The 16,487-nt window shown below is 74.9% G+C and carries 13 protein-coding genes; 9 read left to right on the plus strand and 4 right to left on the minus strand.

Annotated features, from left to right (window positions below):
* Positions 1 to 2 precede the first annotated feature (2 nt).
* From truB to P3T37_RS33140, 3 genes are all read left to right on the plus strand, one after another.
* Complete coding sequence (truB, locus tag P3T37_RS33130) at positions 3 to 908, plus strand: tRNA pseudouridine(55) synthase TruB (protein WP_280727637.1); 906 nt, start codon at positions 3 to 5, stop codon at positions 906 to 908.
* Positions 909 to 1,043: 135 nt separating this feature from the next.
* Positions 1,044 to 3,950, plus strand: a complete 2,907-nt coding sequence (locus P3T37_RS33135; protein WP_280727638.1) for a serine protease — start codon at positions 1,044 to 1,046, stop codon at positions 3,948 to 3,950.
* Between the two features lie 77 nt (positions 3,951 to 4,027).
* Entirely contained in the window at positions 4,028 to 4,972 is a 945-nt protein-coding gene (locus P3T37_RS33140) for a bifunctional riboflavin kinase/FAD synthetase (protein ID WP_280727639.1), read from the plus strand.
* Between the two features lie 64 nt (positions 4,973 to 5,036).
* On the opposite strand, the gene P3T37_RS33145 is transcribed toward P3T37_RS33140, so the two are convergent.
* The 4 genes from P3T37_RS33145 to eccE form a co-directional block, all read right to left on the minus strand.
* The gene (locus P3T37_RS33145) at positions 5,037 to 7,241 is read right to left on the minus strand and encodes an AAA family ATPase (RefSeq protein WP_280727640.1); all 2,205 of its coding nucleotides are present in this window, start codon (positions 7,239 to 7,241) and stop codon (positions 5,037 to 5,039) included.
* A gap of 133 nt (positions 7,242 to 7,374) precedes the next feature.
* Positions 7,375 to 8,196 carry a hypothetical protein gene (locus P3T37_RS33150; RefSeq protein WP_280727641.1) on the minus strand — a complete coding sequence of 274 codons (822 nt, stop codon included), beginning with the start codon at positions 8,194 to 8,196 and terminating at the stop codon, positions 7,375 to 7,377.
* Between the two features lie 21 nt (positions 8,197 to 8,217).
* A complete protein-coding gene (locus P3T37_RS33155) occupies positions 8,218 to 8,985 on the minus strand; it encodes a hypothetical protein (RefSeq protein WP_280727642.1) in 768 nt (255 codons plus the stop codon).
* Positions 8,985 to 10,397, minus strand: a complete 1,413-nt coding sequence (eccE, locus tag P3T37_RS33160; protein ID WP_280727643.1) for a type VII secretion protein EccE — start codon at positions 10,395 to 10,397, stop codon at positions 8,985 to 8,987. The genes P3T37_RS33155 and eccE overlap by 1 nt, the downstream gene beginning before the upstream one ends.
* Positions 10,398 to 10,581: 184 nt before the next feature.
* On the opposite strand from eccE, the gene eccB reads away from it, so the two are divergent.
* From eccB to P3T37_RS33190, 6 genes are all read left to right on the plus strand, one after another.
* Positions 10,582 to 12,150, plus strand: coding sequence for a type VII secretion protein EccB (eccB, locus tag P3T37_RS33165; protein WP_280727644.1), 1,569 nt, complete (start codon positions 10,582 to 10,584; stop codon positions 12,148 to 12,150).
* Positions 12,151 to 12,325: 175 nt separating this feature from the next.
* Positions 12,326 to 12,631: a WXG100 family type VII secretion target gene (locus P3T37_RS33170; RefSeq protein ID WP_280727645.1), complete on the plus strand. Its 306-nt coding sequence runs from the start codon at positions 12,326 to 12,328 to the stop codon at positions 12,629 to 12,631.
* Between the two features lie 86 nt (positions 12,632 to 12,717).
* On the plus strand, positions 12,718 to 13,020 hold the full coding sequence (locus P3T37_RS33175; RefSeq protein ID WP_280727646.1) for a WXG100 family type VII secretion target: 303 nt from the start codon (positions 12,718 to 12,720) through the stop codon (positions 13,018 to 13,020).
* A gap of 108 nt (positions 13,021 to 13,128) precedes the next feature.
* On the plus strand, positions 13,129 to 14,394 hold the full coding sequence (gene mycP, locus P3T37_RS33180) for a type VII secretion-associated serine protease mycosin (RefSeq protein WP_280727647.1): 1,266 nt from the start codon (positions 13,129 to 13,131) through the stop codon (positions 14,392 to 14,394).
* A gap of 77 nt (positions 14,395 to 14,471) precedes the next feature.
* The gene (locus tag P3T37_RS33185; protein WP_280727648.1) at positions 14,472 to 15,017 is read left to right on the plus strand and encodes a SigE family RNA polymerase sigma factor; all 546 of its coding nucleotides are present in this window, start codon (positions 14,472 to 14,474) and stop codon (positions 15,015 to 15,017) included.
* Positions 15,018 to 15,076: 59 nt separating this feature from the next.
* Entirely contained in the window at positions 15,077 to 16,417 is a 1,341-nt protein-coding gene (locus P3T37_RS33190) for a hypothetical protein (RefSeq protein WP_280727649.1), read from the plus strand.
* Positions 16,418 to 16,487 lie beyond the last annotated feature (70 nt).

Consider the following 16,487-nt stretch of genomic DNA (forward strand, 5'->3'; position numbering starts at 1 on the left):
CCATGAAGCGCAAAGGCACTGGCCCCGACGGCCTCGTCATCGTCGACAAGCCGGAGGGCATCACCTCGCACGGGGTGGTGTCCAAGATGCGGTGGCTGGCCGGGACCAGGAAGGTCGGCCATGCCGGGACGCTGGACCCGATGGCCACCGGCGTGCTGATCATCGGTGTCGAGCGGGCCACCCGGCTGCTCGGGCACCTGATGCTCACCGCCAAGACGTACGAGGCGACGATCCGGCTCGGCCAGAGCACCGTCACCGACGACCGGGAGGGCGAGGTCACCGCCTCGGTTCCGGCCGACGCGGTGACCCGCGAGGCGATCGACGCCGGGATCGCGGTGCTGACCGGCGAGATCATGCAGGTGCCGTCCAAGGTCAGCGCCATCAAGATCGACGGGAAGCGCTCGTACAGCCGGGTGCGGGAGGGCGAGGAGTTCGAGATCCCGGCCCGGCCGACCACCGTGCACTCCTTCACCGTGCACGCGCAGCGGGCGGCGGTGGCCGAGGACGGTACGCCGGTGGTCGACCTGGACGTCACCGTGGAGTGCTCCTCCGGCACCTACATCCGGGCGCTGGCCCGCGACCTGGGGGCCGGGCTGGGCGTCGGCGGACATCTGACGGCGCTGCGCCGCACCCGGGTCGGGCCGTACGGCGTGGAGTCCGCGCACACGCTGGAGCAGCTGGAGGAGAAGTTCGAGGTGCTGCCGATCGGCGAGGCCGCCACGGCCGCCTTCCCGCGCTGGGAGATCGGCGAGGACGACGCCCGGCTGCTCTCCAGCGGGGTGCGGCTGACGGCGCCCGGGCTCGGCGTGGACGGGCCGATCGCCGTCTTCGGGCCGGACGGCACCTTCCTGGCGCTGGTGGAGGAGAAGGACGGGCGTGCCGTGCCGGTGGCGGTGTTCGTCGGCTGATCCCCTGGGTGTTTCTCACCCGAACGGGCGAGCGCGCGAGGTGAACACCGGTGGTGAACGGTGCGGCCGGGGTCGCTCGGGCCGCGCCGTGGGCAGGCTCCCCGCAGCGGGCACGGCGGCGGGGAGGCAGCGCTCATGGCGGGTATCGACCAGCATCTGCGGGACGCGCTCGACGGCCCGGCGCTCGACCTCGGCGGGGTGCTGGAGCTGTCCTCCCGTCAGTTGGCCGCGGCGAGCGCCGGTCCCGGGCGGATCGTGGAGCTGGCGGCCGACCGGGTGGAGCGCCCGGACGGCCTGGCCGGCGAGGAGCCGCAGCTGCCGCTCACCGTGCTGGTCGGGGAGCCCGGCAGCGGGCGGAGCTCCGAGCTGGCGGCGCTCGCGGTGCGCCGGGCCGCCGGGGCGCGGCCGCTGCCCACGCTCTGGCTGCGCGGGGCGGACCTGCGCACCGGAGACCGCACGCCGGAGCAGGCGGCGGACCGCGCACTCGACGCCGCGCATCCGGTGTCCGCGGTGGCCCGGGTCGCGGGGGCGGCCGGGCGGCCGCTGCTGATCGTCCTGGACGGCCCGGAGGAGGCCGCGACCGTGCTGGACCGGGCCTGGCACCGGGAGACCCTCCAGTGGCTGCGAGAGACCGGGGTGCGGCTGCTGGTGGCCTGCCGGCCGGAGAGCTGGGAGCAGTACGCGCCGGGCGTCGACCCGGCGGCCGTCCAGCTGCACCGGCTCGGCCCGCTGCGGGCGCAGACGGCGCAGCTGGTCGCCCTGCGGTACGGGGTGCCGTGCCCGGCGGGCGAGCCGGACCCGCTGGCGCTGCGGCTGGCCGGCGAGCTGGCCGCGGCCGGGGTGGCGCAGCCGGCCGCGAACCGCTCGGAGCTGTACGCCGGCGTGCTGGACCTGTACTGCCTGCGGATCGCCCAGCGGATCGCGGACGGCCCGGCACACCCCCGGCGGCCGTCGGCGCACCGCCGCGGCGCGCCGCTGCCGTCCGCCCGGTCCTGTGCCGGGCAGGTGCGGCGGCTGGCGGCCGCGGTGGCGGGCCGGGTGCACGAGGCGGCCCGCCGGATGCTCGGGCCGGGGCAGGGCGCCCTGGGGCTCTCCGCGTTCGCCGAGCTCTTTCCGCCGGAGGCCGGCTGGGCGCAGGCGGTGCTCGCCGAGCGGCTCTTCGTGGTGGCGGGCGGCGGATACCGCCTGGCGCACGAGGAGTTGGCCGACTGGTTGCAGGGTCAGCACCTGGACCTGGACGCGGCGCTGCGCCTGCTGCTGGCCGAGGACGGGCAGTCTGCCGCGGCGCGGGCCGTGCCGCGGCACCGGGCCGGGGCCGTCACGCTGGCGCTGCGCACGTTCGGCGAGACCCGGGGGGCGTCCGCGCTGGACGGCCTGCTGTGGCGGATCTGGCGAGCGCTGGAGGGCTCGACCAGCAGCGCTGAGGCGGACGGCGCCGGGTGGTGGGCAGCCCGGCTGCTGGCGGCCGGGCTGCGGGCAGGCCCGGATCCGGCGGCCCACCGGGAGCTGCTGGAGCGGCTCGCCGAGCGGATCGCCGAGCAGGCCGCGCCGGTCGGCGGCTTCGCCCGGCTCCGGGACGGGCAGCCGGGCGGACTCGGCCGGTTCGGACCGGCCTTCTGGACCGCACTGCCACTGGACCTGCCCGACCGGCTGGAGCTGCTGCGCCGCCTGGTCCGGGCGGACGGCCCGGAGCAGGGCTTCCTCGCGCTCGCGGCCGAGCAGCTGCGGGCCGATCCGCAGGCGGCGCTGCCGCTGTTCTGCCGCTGGTTCGCCGACGGACGGGGTCTGCCCGGACGCTCCGGGGCCGGCGTCGCGGACCTCGCCCAGGAGCTGCTCTACGCTCACCGCGCCCTGGCTGTCGACGAGTTGACGGAGGAGCTGGTCGCCGCGGCGCACCCGCGGGCGGACGCGCTGCTGGCCGTCCTGGCGGTCGAGGAGCCGTCGGCGCTCTGTCGCGCGGTCGACCGCTGGAGCCACGATCCGCGCCCCGAACGGCATGTGGCCGCCGCCGTGCACGCGGTGCGGGTCGCCCCCTACGCGAGCGGCGCGGGCGTGCTGCTGCTGCGGCACGCGGCCCGCGCCCTGCTGGGCCGGGAGGACGAGCCGGGGCTGCACGGAGCCGCCCTGGCGCTGCTGGTGCGTGATCCGCGGACCCGCGCCCGGCAGCTGCCCGCCGCGCTGGCGGCGTACCGGGCCGACGACCCGTTCGTCACGGCGGAGGCGCTCGGGCCGGCGCTCGCCACCGACCGGGAGGAGGTCCTGACGGCCTTCGAGGCGCGGCTTTCCGCCCCGGGCGGCGGGGTCGCGCGGGTGCTGCGGCTGCTGGCGGAGGCGGACGCGCCGGGCGGGCGCGGTGGCGGGCCGGCCGGGCTGCCGGATGCGGGCACCCGGCTGGCGGGGCGGCTGCTGCGCGAGCGCCCCGAGCGGGCCGAGCTGGTCGCCGAGTACCTCGCCCACCGGCTGGCCCGCGGCAGCGCCGTCCAGGGGGATCTGACGGCGCTGCTCGGCCCGCGTCCGGCGGACCGCCCGGCCTCGGTGCGGCGGGCGTTCGCGCTGGTGCTGGTCGCGCCGGCGGCGGGGGAGGGGCTGCGTGAGGAGTTCCTGGACCGGCTGCTCGCCACCGAGCACGATCCGGCGGTGCTGGAGCCCGTCCTGGAGCGGCTCGCGCTGGCCGGCGCCGCGCACCGCCCCGAGCGGGCCCGGGCGGTGGTCCGCCGGATCGCCGACGCCTGGGAGCGCACCGAGCCCGGCGGCCCCGGCCACCGGCCCGGCGGCGCCGACCGGCTGGACGCCGCGCTGGTGCGCTGCGCGGGTCGGACGGCCGGCTTCGCCCTGCTGCTCGCCGACTGGCCGGCCGAGGCGCTGCCCCCGGCCGGCGGCCCGTTGCTGGCCCGGATGCGGGAGTTGGTGGCGCAGGGCAGGGACCCGCAGTACGCCGCCGCACAGGCCGAACGGGACCCCGTACGGAGGACGGTCGCACCGCCGTCGATCACAGCGGGCGTTCCGGTGCCGGAGCGCGGACCGGCGCATGGCACGCTATAGGGGTTCGAGTTCGATCGTTTGAGCACCTGACACAGGTGCTTCGGGGGCGTAATCGCGATGGAGAAGGAGCGGTCAGGGTGCAGCGCTGGCGTGGCCTGGAGGAGATTCCCGGTGACTGGGGGCGCAGTGTCGTCACCATCGGTTCCTTCGACGGAGTGCACCTGGGACACCAACTGATCATCAGCCGCGCGGTGCAGCGGGCCCGCGAGCTGGACGCGAAGAGCGTCCTGGTGACCTTCGACCCGCACCCCAGCGAGGTGGTCCGCCCGGGCAGCCACCCGCCGCTGCTGGCTCCTCAGCCCCGCCGGGCCGAGCTGGTGGCGACGCTGGGCGTGGACGCGGTGCTGGTGCTGCCGTTCACTCTGGCCTTCTCGCAGGAGTCGCCGCAGTTCTTCGTCCAGCAGGTGCTGGTGGACTCGCTGCACGCGCGGCTGGTCATCGAGGGCCCCAACTTCCGCTTCGGCCACCGGGCGGAGGGCGACGTCGCGCTGCTGGCCGAGCTCGGCCGGCAGGCCGACTTCGAGGTGGAGGTGCTCGACCTCCAGGTGCGCGGCGCGGCGGGCGGCGGCGAGCCGTTCTCCTCCACCCTGGTCCGCCGGCTGGTGGCGGCCGGCGACGTGAGCGGCGCGGCCGAGGTGCTGGGCCGCCCGCACCAGGTGGAGGGCACCGTGGTGCGCGGCGCGCAGCGCGGGCGCGAGCTCGGCTTCCCGACCGCCAACGTGGACACCGTGCCGCACAGCGCGGTCCCGGCCGACGGCGTGTACGCGGGCTGGCTGACCGCGGGCGGCGAGCGGATGCCCGCCGCGATCTCGGTCGGCACCAACCCGACCTTCGACGGCACCGCCCGTACCGTCGAGGCGTACGCCATCGACCGGGTGGGCCTGGACCTCTACGGCATGCACGTCGCGGTGGACTTCCTCGCCTTCCTGCGCGGGATGGAGAAGTTCGACTCGATCGAGGCGCTGCTCGACCGGATGGCGGTCGACGTCAAGCAGGCCAGGGAGCTCACCGCGACCGGCTGAGCAGCGCGGCAGCACGCAGGAAGGGCCCGTCCGGATGCGCTCCGGACGGGCCCTTCCTGCGTGCTCACTGCTGCTGCGGGGGCGGCGGCGGGTAGCCGTAGCCGGGCGGCGGGGGGCCGGCCGGGTCGGGCTGCTGCTGGTGCTGCGGCGGCTGCGGCTGCTGGGGCCAGTCCTGCGGGGGGCCGGGCTGCTGCGGGCCGGGTGCGGCCTGCGGGTAGCCGTAGCCACCCGGCTGGCCCGGCGGCTGGGCGTACGGCGGCGGGTTCTGGCCGGGCTGCGGCTGCTGCTGCGGGGACCAGGGGTGGCCCGGCTCCGGGGCGGGCGGCGGCGCGCCCCACGGCTGGCCCGGTGCCTGCGGCTGGTTGTACTGCGGCGGCTGGCCGTTCCAGTGCTGCTGCTGGGGCGGCTGCTGGTGGTGCTGGGGAGGCTGCTGCTGCCAGCTCGCGTTGGCCGCCGCGGCCTGCTGGGCCCGCAGGATGTCCTCGCCGACCAGGGTGGCCAGCTCGAAGTAGGAGTCCCGGACCTTGGGCCGCATCATCTCCAGGTTGACCTCGGCACCGGCCGACAGGCTCTCGTCGAACGGCACCACGATGACGCCGCGGCAGCGGGTCTGGAAGTGCGCGACGATGTCCTCGATCCGGATCATCTTGCTGGTCTCGCGGACCCCGGAGACCACCGTGATGCTGCGCTGCACCAGGTCCGCGTAGCCGTGTGCGGAGAGCCAGTCCAGCGTGGTGCTGGCGCTGCTCGCGCCGTCCACGCTGGGGGTGGCGACGACGATCAGCTGGTCGGCGAGGTCCAGCACCCCGCGCATCGCGCTGTAGAGCAGGCCGGTGCCCGAGTCGGTCAGGATGATCGGGTACTGGCGGCCGAGCACCTCGATGACCTGGCGGTAGTCCGAGTCGTTGAAGGTGGTGGAGACCGCCGGGTCGACGTCGTTCGCCAGGATCTCCAGGCCGGAGTTGAGGTCCTGCGAGGTGAACTGGCGGATGTCCATGTAGCTGCGCAGGTGCGGGATGGCCGTCACCAGGTCGCGGATGGTCGCGCCGGTCTGCCGCTTGACGCGGCGTCCGAGCGTGCCGGCGTCCGGGTTGGCGTCGATCGCGATCACCTTGTCCTGGCGCTCGCTGGCCAGCGTGGCGCCGAGCGCGGTGGTGGTCGTGGTCTTGCCGACGCCGCCCTTGAGGCTGATCACCGCGATCCGGTAGCAGCTCATCACCGGGGTGCGGATGATCTCCAAGCGGCGGTCGCGCTCGGCCTGGGCGGCCTTGCCGCCGAACTTGATGCGCGGGCCCTGCCGCTGCTGCTTCGGCTGGTTGCGCAGCAGCCGGTCGGAGGAGAGCTCGACGGCGGCGGTGTAGCCCAGCGGGGCGCCGTGCGCCATCGGCTGCTGGCCGGGGCCGCCGTGCTGCTGGAAGGCGGCGGGGGCCTGCGGGACGGGCTGCTGGTAGGCGGCTGGCGGGGGGTAGGCCTGCGGCTGGTGGCCCTGCGGCGGGCCGGGCTGCGGCCAGCCGCCCTGCCGGGGGTCGACGGGGTGCGCCTGCGGTGGGACGGCGGCGGGCTGGCCCTGCTGGGGCTGCTGTCCCGGCTGTCCCTGCTGGGCCCAGGGCGCGGCGGGCCCCGGCTGCTGGGTCTGCGGGGGCTGCTGGGCCGCTTCCGGCCGGGCCGGCGGCTGGTACTGCTGCTGCGGCGGCACGGCGGCGTACGGCGCGGGGTAGGGCTGCGGCTGCTGCTGGGCCTGCTGCTGGGCCTGCGGTGGGACCTGCTGGGGCGGCTGCTCGGTCCCCGGCCACGGCGAGCCACCGGGCGGGCCGGCCTGCGGCTGGGGCTGGGCTGCTGCTGCGGCGGCGGCGGCGGCGGCCGGAGCCTGCTCGGAGGTGGGCGCGGCGGGTCGGCTCGGCTCGGGCTGAGGGGGCGTGAGCTGAGGTGCGGTCACTCGGGGCGGCAGCTGCGCGTCCGGCGCGGGCGCGGGCGCGGGCTCCGGAGCAGGCGCCGGGGCGGCCGCCGGCACCGGTGCCGGGGCGGCAGCAGCGGGCGCGGGGGCGGCAGCAGCGTCCGCAGCCGCAGTGGCCGCCGCAGGTGCGACGGGTGCGGCCGCCGGCTCGGACGCGGCCGGCGGGGGCGCGGATGCCACCGCGGGCGCCTCGGCCGGCGCTGCTTCGCCCTGGGTGTACCAGGACGGGGGAGTGTAGTCGGGGGCGTCGGACCAGTCGTCGTCGTCCTCTGCCGCGTTGTCGCCGACGTAGACGCCGTCCCGATCGCTGCTCAACTTGGGCTCCCTCGTGTTCGCCGCCGCTCTTCGCGGTGCCGTAGGCACAAGACTAGGACGTCACGCAAGGTCCGTTGAAGCCGGAGGGCCCGATCCGTTCAGCTGCCGGACCGGGCGCGGCCGGTGCGCGGTGTCAGTGCGCCGCGTACATGCCGTCGCGCAGCGTGACGGTGTCGGCGGCCAGCTTCGCGAGGTCGTCGGGGCTGGGGCCGTCCGCGGTGGCGGAGAGCAGCGTGACGGTGCCGATGGTGCTGCGGTTGGCCCAGGTGCACCAGCCGAAGCTGGCGGTGTCGCTGATGCTGACCCCGGTGCAGCGGATCGGGACGTCACCGGCGTTGTGGCCCTTGGCGGGGTAGTCCCGCATCGGGCCGAGCTGCTTGGCTCCGGCCACCTTGATGTTGGCGACCGCCTGGGCCATCCGCGCGGCCGGGTCGGCGATGTCGCCGTACGCCGCGAAGACCTGGTAGCCGGGCGGGGTGGACTGGGTGCCGTCCGGGCTGTACGTGGTGTCCAGTCGGACCAGGCCGAGGAACTGCTTGTTCCGCCCGGTCGCCTGGGTCTCGGCGTCGGTGCCGGGCCGGTCGTCCGCCGTCGCCGGCACCTGCTGGAGCTGCTGTCCGCGGACGGTCTCGGTGGCCGGCGGCACGAGCCGGTACATCGCGACCGGCGGGTTGATCTGCCGGTTGATGCTGGGCCAGGCGAGCACGGTGATCAGACCGAGCGCCAGGACGATGATCGGGATCGAGATCTTGACCGCACGCCAGTTGACCGACCCGAACCGGGAGGCCGGCGGCGCGGCGGGCTCGACCGGCGCCTGGTACGGCTGCTGCGGCGGTGCGGGGGCGTACGTCGGCGCCTGCTGCGCCCATCCCTCGGTCTGCGGCTGCTGCGGCGGGTAGGGCGCCTGCTGCTGCGGTGGCCAGGCCTGGCCCTGGTGCTGCTGGTAGTTGCTCATCGGTGTCGCCTCCCGGCGTTCTCAGTCCATCCGCCGTGGGCCGCCGAGCAGTTGGCCCTCGGCGGCACCGGGTTCGAGCCGGATGAACTGCCTGCGGATCCGGGTGGCCCAGAGGGTGAAGTTGTCACTCAGCGTCGGCAGCCCGGCGATGTCCTGGCTGCCGAGCGAGAGTACCCGCCCGATCAGCTCGGCCTCGGGCGGCGCGACCCGCTGCACACCGACCAGGTCGGCTGCGTTCAGCACCCGGGCCGCGTTGGGACCCAGGTGCGGGAGCAGCGTCAGGGTGCTCTGCCAGGGGCTGGCCGAGAGGCGGCTGCGCGGCGGCTTCGCGCCGAGGTCGCGCACCACCAGCACGGGCGCGGAGACCGAGGCGCCCTGCGGCCCGATCCGGCCGAACGGATGGACCGTCATGCACGGCTGGCCCCCGCCGGCGGCCTGCGCCAGCGGTGCCCAGAGGTGCGGCCGGGCGGTCTCCACCGCGATCCGGGCGCCGGTCGCGGCGGCCCGCAGCGCGATGATCTGCGCCGTCCACAGGCCGCCGACCAGCACCACGTCGTACGCGGTGGGCCGGAACAGGCCCAGCACGGCGGGCCGGCGCTGCTGGTCCTCGCCGATCAGCACGCCGTCGTCGCCGACCGGGAAGGAGAGCGCGCCGATGTCCTCGGCGGTCAGCACGTGCCGCTCCCGGCGCGGCCCGCGCAGGCCGAAGCCCGCCCGGATCCGGGCGACGGCGCGGATCTTCTCGTTGCCGTCCGAGGGGGCTTGGGCGGGATAGGTCTGGTACGCCATCAGGAAGTCCCTCCCAGGGGCAGCGTGGTGAGCACGCCGGGTGCCTGCTCCAGGTCCAGCCGGGCCAGGCCCAGGCCGACGGTCTGGGCGCGCTGCTCCAGCAGCCGGCCGACCTCGCCGACCTCGCTCTCGCTGCGCCCGACCACCCGGACGTGCCCGCTGATCGCCACCGAGCCGCCGGTGCCCGGGCGGGCGGTCAGGCTGAAGGTGCTGGCCAGGGCGGGTGTGCCGGTGACCAGGTTGACCAGGTCCGGGGCCGAGATCCGGCCCGGGGCGCCGTCCGGGCGGCCGAGCTGGGGCCAGCGGGAGATCCAGTAGGTGGAGTGCCAGCGGTCGTCGATGCGCCAGAACCGGCCGCTCTCCTGGGTCCGGCGGGTCGCGCCGCCACCGCTGCCGGTGCCCTGCCGGCCCGCGGTGGCCAGCGGGTTCGCGCAGGTCGCGATGGAGAGCGCGGCGATCAGCTCGCGCTCGTCCAGCACGGTGGCGGTGAAGCCGGCCCCGTTCAGGCGTCCGGCCAGCTGGTCGGTGACGCGCTGCAGCGCCTTGCGTGCGCCGTCCTCGCCGCCGCCGCGGGCCAGTACGGCGGTGCCCGCGCGCTCCGGGTCGAGTTTGAGCGCGACCCAGCTGAGCCGCAGTGCGGGGGTGGAGAGGCCGTCCGCCAGCTCCTGGTAGGCACGGGTGGCCAGGGCCTGCTCGGGCAGGTGCGGTGCGGGGGCGGGCTGGGTGTGCTGGACCAACTGGACGGATTCCAGGGCGATGTCGTCCACCCGCAGGGCCGAGCAGAGCACGTCGAGGGGCAGCGGCAGCGCGGTGCGGGTCGGCCGCAGCGGCTGGTCCTTGGCCTGCACCAGCAGCAGCGAGGTCAGGAAGGTCCCGTCGCCGATCATGCCGGTCTCCCGGCGGATCGGGCGGCCGGCGCCGACGTCCGTCTCGGTGGCGTGGGTGCAGGTGCGCAGCGCGGGCTCCAGCTCCAGCACCGGCGCCAGGCCCGGGTCGGTGCCGGGCGGCGGGACGTAGCCCTGCGCCTCCCGGCGGCGGGCCCGGGCGGCGGCGCGGATCCGCAGCGCCTCCGGCAGGGTGCGTCCGCGCACCGGTACGACGGCGAGCACCAGCAGCAGCACGGCGGGCACCGCGAACACCGCGGCGAGCATCCGGCTGACGGTCCATCCGACCGCGACCAGGGCCAGCGCGACCTCGATCAGCACGAGTTGCTGGAGCAGCAGTCGGCTGCCCAGCAGCCCGGGCCGCGGGTGCACCTTGATCGGGACCGCCGCCGCTCCCGCCGCTCCCGCCGAGGGGCCGGGCTCGGGGGCCGCGGCGCGTCGGGCGGCGCGTCGGGCGGGGGCGTCGACCTGCTTCTCCCGCCTGCCGTGCCCGTTCTTGCGTCGCCTTGCGGTCGTCTGGCTTGGCATCCCCCGTGCGACCTCTCTGATCAGCTGTCACGGCCCGGCTGGCCGGTTGGTGAACGGTACCCGTACCGTACTCACCGTCTGCCGCATCGTAGAGGGTTGGCCCCGTGGCGCACCTTCCGGGTGGCAGACTCGCACAGGCGATCGGCGCGGGACCGCACCAGCCGTAACAGGGGAGACGACGAGCATGGCAGCACGCCGGGACGAGCTGAACGCGTACACCTTCGCGCGCAAGCGCACCGTGGGCGCCTTCCTGCAGCCGGGCGGAGGCGGCAACGACGAGGACGCCCCGCGACCGGTGCGCGCCGTGGTGCCCTCGCTCGTGCTGGCCGCGGTGATCATGGCCGGGTTCGGCATCTGGGGCATGATCAAGCCCAGCGCCCCGCAGGGCTGGGACAGCGGCAGCAACATCATCCTGGGCAAGGACTCGACGACCCGGTACGTCATCCTGCCGGGCACCAACGGCGCCAAGGTGCTGCACCCGGTGCTGAACATGGCCTCCGCGAAGCTGGTGCTGCCGGTCGACTCCAAGGTGGTCCTGGTCGCGGACTCGGTGCTGGACAACTACGGGACGCACGGCCCGACCATCGGCATCCCGTACGCGCCGGACAAGCTGCCGAGCGCCGCGGACGCGGGGACGACGAAGAAGTGGTCGGTCTGCGTCCGCCCGGGCGCCGACGCCGCGCACCCCAACCAGGCGGTCTTCGTGGCCGCCGGCGCCGACGCCGCGACGCTGGCCCGGCCGGACCGGGTGCTCTCCGGCGCCCAGTCGCTGTACGTCCAGGCGATCGACCAGAACGGCGTCGAGGGCACCCGGTACCTGATCGACCCGCAGGGCCGTAAGCACGAGGTCGGCACGGCCGGGATGAGCGACGTCGACCAGCGGGCGCTGCGCTCGGGGCTGTTCGGCAGCGCGCAGCCCGAGCGGGTCACCGGCCAGTGGCTGGACACCCTGCCCAAGGGCACCGCGATCACCTTCCCCGAGGTGCCCGGGCTGACCCAGGCGAAGACCCCGTCCAGCGTCCAACTCTCGGACCCGGCCGAGCGGTTCGTCGGCCGCCTGGTCACCTTCGGGGACTCCGACTACGTGGTCGGCACCGACCGGCTCTACCAGGTGTCGGCGTTCCAGGCCGTGTTGATGAGCCAGCGGCCGATGCTGCAGAACACCTACGACGGCAAGAGCCCGACGATCGACCCGATCACCCCGTCCGACAACGCCAACTTCAGCCAGCAGCAGGCCGCCGGCGGCCCGCTGGCCGCCGTCGCGGACTGGCCGCAGGCCAAGCCGCTCACCGCGCCGGCCAACGCCGGCAGCGCGCAGAGCGGACGGCAGGTGGTGTGCAGCACCTTCGACGGGATGAACGGCAGCACCGTCCAGCAGAGCGTCTGGGCCGGCACCGACTTCCCCGCCTCGTTCACCGTCGGCTCGACCAGTGCCCACGTCAGTCCGGGCCACGGCCTGTTCTACCGGGCCATGGACGCGTCCAGCGAGGGTTCCGGCAGCGACTACCTGATCACCGAGACCGGTCTGCGCTACTCCGTCCCCGCCACCAGCGAGGGCACCGACGCGACCGCCAGTGCCTCGCCCAGCCCGAGCCCCTCGGCGGGCGCCGCCCAGCCGCAGGTCAACGAGGCGCAGGCCAGGCTCGGTTACAAGGACACCGTGCCGGTGCTGGTCCCCAAGCAGTGGTCGGACCTGGTCCCGGCCGGTCCGGCGCTGAACACCAAGACCGCGACGCAGGCCCAGAACTCCTGACGATCCGTCAGGAACGGTGCGGCAACGTCAGGGTCTGGTAACCAATCGCGTCCCGGTGTTGGGGCTGTCGCACTCGGCGACTACAGTGCTTTGCAGGCATCACACCGTGATGCGGTCGGGTGGGTTGGTAGCCAGCACATCCTGACAAGGTCTGTCTCATGGGGGACGGTGGAATATGGCTGGTCAGTTCACGACGACCGCTGAGGAGATGCGCGCCTTTTCAGGCAAGATCACCGAGGTGAACGGGCAGATCCAGGGCGAGCTCACCAAGCTCAACTCCCTGGTCGAGTCCATCACTTCGGGTTGGCAGGGGGCGGCCGCGACCGCGTACCACCAGCTGCAGCAGCGCTGGAACGAGGACGCGACCGCGCTGAACAAGGTGCTGGGCGAGATCCAGCAGGCGATCGACGCCACCACCAAGCAGTACTCCTCCACCGAAGAGGACCAGCGCTCCTCGCTCAGCGGCGTCTCCGGCGCCTGATCGCGCCGGTCTCCGCAGCGTAGACCGCACCGGGCACCCCGACTCGGGGAGGCCCAGTCACCTTCTCTTCCTCGCAAGGAGTCATCATGGCCGCCGACGGTCACATCCTCGTCAACTTCGGCACCATCGAGAACGCGGGCAACGAGGTCCGCACCACGGCCAACACGATCCAGCAGCAGCTGGACGACCTCAAGGCCGGTGTCACCCGGATCGCCAGCAGCTGGACCGGCGCGGCCCAGGAGGGCTACCAGGCCCGCCAGGCCACCTGGGACGCGAAGGCCGCCGACCTGCACACCACGCTGAACCAGATCGCCACGGCCCTGGACAACGCCCACGCGGGCTACACCCAGACCGAGTCGTCGAACGTCGCCATCTGGCACAACGCGTGAGCCGCCGCCCCGAACCGGGGCGGTGAAGTACGGCACGAGGGGCGGGCGTCCGGGACCGGGCGCCCGCCTCCGGCGCGTGGAACACATGATCCAGTCGAGGGGGAACGGGTGTCGTCGAGGTCGTACCGCAGGGGCGCCGCCGCGCTGGCCGCGCTGGGCGTACTGGCCGGGCCGGCCGTCGCCCCGGCCTACGCCGCCGACCCGCCGGGCGTGCACTGGTCCCCGCTGGGCATCACCTCCGCCGGCGACTGCACCTTCCCGTCCCAGGACGTCGCGGCCACCCCGTGGGCCCTGCAGCGGGTGCTGCTCGACCAGCTCTGGCAGAACGGCGTCACCGGCAAGGGCGTCCTGGTCGCGGTGATCGACACCGGCGTGGACAACCGCAACCCGCAGCTCTCCACCCCCGGCAAGGTGCAGGACGGCGGCTCGCTGCTGGTGGACAAGTCGAACGGCAACCAGCCGGTCCCCGGCGGCAGCATGACCGACACGGTTGGCCACGGCACCAAGGTGGCCGGCATCATCGCCGCGACCAAGCGCGACGGCGTCGGCTTCGTCGGCCTCGCCCCCGACGCGGACATCCTGTCGATCCGGCAGAACGACGACACCGGCGACGGCGACGTCAACACCTTGATCACGGCGATCGGCATCGCGGTCCAGCACCACGCCCAGGTCATCAACATCTCGCAGGACGTCCGGGGCACCGACCCCAGCGGCTCCTTCGCGGGCATCGACCAGCTGCGCCAGGCCGTCCAGGCCGCCGAGGCGGCGAACGTGGTGGTGGTCGCCTCCTCCGGCAACGACGGCAACGACGGCCCGACCTACCCCGCCGCCTTCCCCACCGTGCTCGCGGTGGGCGCCTCCGACCGCAACAACGAGCGGGCCTCCTTCTCGCAGTACGGCAGCTTCGTCGGGGTCGCCGCGCCGGGCGTCGACATGCTCTCCACCGTGCCCGTCGGCGGCCAGTGCGTCGACAACGGGACCAGCTTCTCGGCCCCCTACGTCGCCGGGGTGGCGGCGCTGCTGCGCGGCGAGCACCCGACCTGGACGGCGCAGCAGATCCGGACCCGGATCGAGCAGACCGCCCAGCGCACCGAGCGCGGCCGCAACGACTACATCGGCTGGGGTGTGGTCGACCCGGTCAAGGCCGTCACCGACACCGCCCCGCCCGCCGACCAGCCGGTCCCGGACGCCCCCGTCCAGCTGGCCAACGCGCCGATCCTGCCCCAGCCGCTGGGCCTCGGCGAGACCCAGGCCGACCGCAACCGCCGCACCGCCACCTACGTGCTGGCCTGCGCCGCCCTGCTGGTCGCGCTGATCGGCGGCGGCTCGGTGGTGCTGCGCGACTTCCGCCGCCGCGGCGGGCGCCCGATCTGATCCGGAGTCGGCTGTAACATCGCCGCGCTTCTGCCGCGTCATCAGAGTGTCAGGGTGGCGCGAACGAGGGAGCAGCGGTGACCCGGAGCAGTACGGCCGGCCAGGGGCGGGAGGCCGAGTACCTGGAGTTCGCGGCCGGTCGCACCGGCGACCTCTACCGTTCGGCCTGCCTGCTGACGGGCGGTGACACCCACCTCGCCGAGGACCTGGTGCAGGAGACGCTGAGCCGGATGTTCGTGCTCTGGCGGCGGCGGACGGCCTGGTTCGCGGGCGCCGTGCGGATAGACAATCCGGCGGCCTACGCGCACACCGTGCTGGTCCGGATCTTCCTCTCGCACCGGCGCCTGCGCAGCAGCGGCGAGCGCCCGGTCGGGGAACTTCCCGACGGCCCGGGCCGTGAGGGCGACCCCGCCCTGAGCCTGACCCTGATCGGTGCCCTGGCGCAGCTTTCCGCCCGGGACCGGGCCGTGCTGGTGCTGCGCTACTGGGAGGACCGCAGCGTCGAGGAGACCGCCGACGTGCTGCGCTCCCGCTCCGGCGCCGTCCGCACGCAGAGCGTCCGCGCGCTGGCCCGGCTGCGGGTGCTGCTGGGCGACTCGCTCACCGAACTCGCGCAGCGCTGACATGCCCACCCGCACCCACCGCGACAGCCGCCCGACCCGACCCGAGAGGGTGATCCCGCATGTCCGCTGACCCGCAGTCGCCGCCGGACCGACCGGCCGACGACGATCTGATCGAGGCCCTGGGCCGGGCCGGACTGGCCTTCCGGACCGAGACCGATCCGCTGATCGCCTCCGGCCTGGCGCTGGGCCGCCGGCGCCGTCGCCACCGTCGGACGGCCGCGCTGGCCGGCAGCGCGGGTGCGCTCGTGCTGGTCGCCGTGGGCGGCGTCCTGGTGGCGGGCCCGGGTGCCTCGCACGGATCGGCGGTGTCCGTGGCCGTCCCGCCGGCCAGTGGCCGCCCGTCCGCGCCGCCCTCGCCGCACACCCCGGCCATGCGGGTCGTCACCAAGACGCAGATGGTCGCGCTCTTGCGGGCCCTGCTGCCCCCGGGCCAGGTCAGCCAGGTGCAGGGCCGCGGCACCGAGACGGACGACGGAAGCGTCGGCGCCTCCCCGAGCGTGAGCCTGGAGTTCGACAGCGGCCACGGCACGGCGCACCTCGCGTTCAGCGTGGCCCGCTCCGACCCGCAGCGCGGGCCTGCGCAGCCCATGACCTGTCCCGCGGCGGTCGACACCAACGGCATCTCCTGCACCAGCAGCACACTGGCGGACGGCTCGGTTCTGAAGGTCACCCAGGGCTACCTGTATCCCGACCGGCATGTCGCCAGCCAGGACTGGCAGGTGACGCTGTCGGGGCCGGACGGCCGGTACATCCAGGCCGAGGAGGAGTGGAACCCGGACACCAGCCCCCAGCCGCCGCTGAGCGTCGCGCAGCTCAGTGCCCTCGTCACCGAGCCGTCCTGGGGCGGTGTGCTGGTCGACGTCGCGCCGCCGTTGCCCTGGCCGACGGGGTCCGGCCCACGGCTGACGATGACCGGGAGCGAGATCCTCGCCACCACGGCCGGGCTGCTCCCGGCCGGACTCACCGAGCGGGACCCGGTCGGCCAGGACGGCTCGGCCACGTTCACGGTGGACGACGGCAAGGGCGGCAGCCTGGTCGAGATCGAGGTGCAGGACTGGAGCCGGATCCCCGACGACCCGACCTTCGCCGGCGCCACGGTGCTGCCCGACGGCAGCAGGCTGGTCCTCGGTCCGGACCCGGCTGTCGGCGGCACCAGCGTCCTGACGCGGCCCGACGGCAGCGTGACCGGTGTCACGCCGGACCCGGCCGACGGCGGCAGCGACGCCGTCCGCTGGATGGCGGACGTCCTGCGGCCGGACGGGACCCGGATCGTGGTGGCCGCCCGCAACGGCACGGGCAAGCAGTCCTCCGCCGTCGACCGGGCCGACCCGGCGCTGAGCCTCGACCAGCTCCGGGCGATCGCGACCAGCCCGCTCTGGAAGCTGCACCCCGAGCAGTAGCCGCAGACGGCCGAGGGCCCGGACACCGTGGGGGTGTGTCCGGGCCCTCGGCCGTACTGCTGCGGGCGGG

This window comes from Kitasatospora sp. MAA4 (assembly GCF_029893355.1).
GTDB lineage: Bacteria > Actinomycetota > Actinomycetes > Streptomycetales > Streptomycetaceae > Kitasatospora.

What these genes read in the sequence shown, in the direction of transcription:
- P3T37_RS33135 (WP_280727638.1), top strand. Translation starts at nt 1,044, where the DNA reads ATGGCGGGTATCGACCAGCATCTGCGGGACGCGCTCGACGGCCCGGCG.
- P3T37_RS33190 (WP_280727649.1), top strand. Translation starts at nt 15,077, where the DNA reads ATGTCCGCTGACCCGCAGTCGCCGCCGGACCGACCGGCCGACGACGAT.
- P3T37_RS33170 (WP_280727645.1), top strand. Translation starts at nt 12,326, where the DNA reads ATGGCTGGTCAGTTCACGACGACCGCTGAGGAGATGCGCGCCTTTTCA.
- truB (WP_280727637.1), top strand. Translation starts at nt 3, where the DNA reads ATGAAGCGCAAAGGCACTGGCCCCGACGGCCTCGTCATCGTCGACAAG.
- eccE (WP_280727643.1), bottom strand. Translation starts at nt 10,397, where the DNA reads ATGCCAAGCCAGACGACCGCAAGGCGACGCAAGAACGGGCACGGCAGG.
- P3T37_RS33150 (WP_280727641.1), bottom strand. Translation starts at nt 8,196, where the DNA reads ATGAGCAACTACCAGCAGCACCAGGGCCAGGCCTGGCCACCGCAGCAG.
- P3T37_RS33175 (WP_280727646.1), top strand. Translation starts at nt 12,718, where the DNA reads ATGGCCGCCGACGGTCACATCCTCGTCAACTTCGGCACCATCGAGAAC.
- P3T37_RS33155 (WP_280727642.1), bottom strand. Translation starts at nt 8,985, where the DNA reads ATGGCGTACCAGACCTATCCCGCCCAAGCCCCCTCGGACGGCAACGAG.
- eccB (WP_280727644.1), top strand. Translation starts at nt 10,582, where the DNA reads ATGGCAGCACGCCGGGACGAGCTGAACGCGTACACCTTCGCGCGCAAG.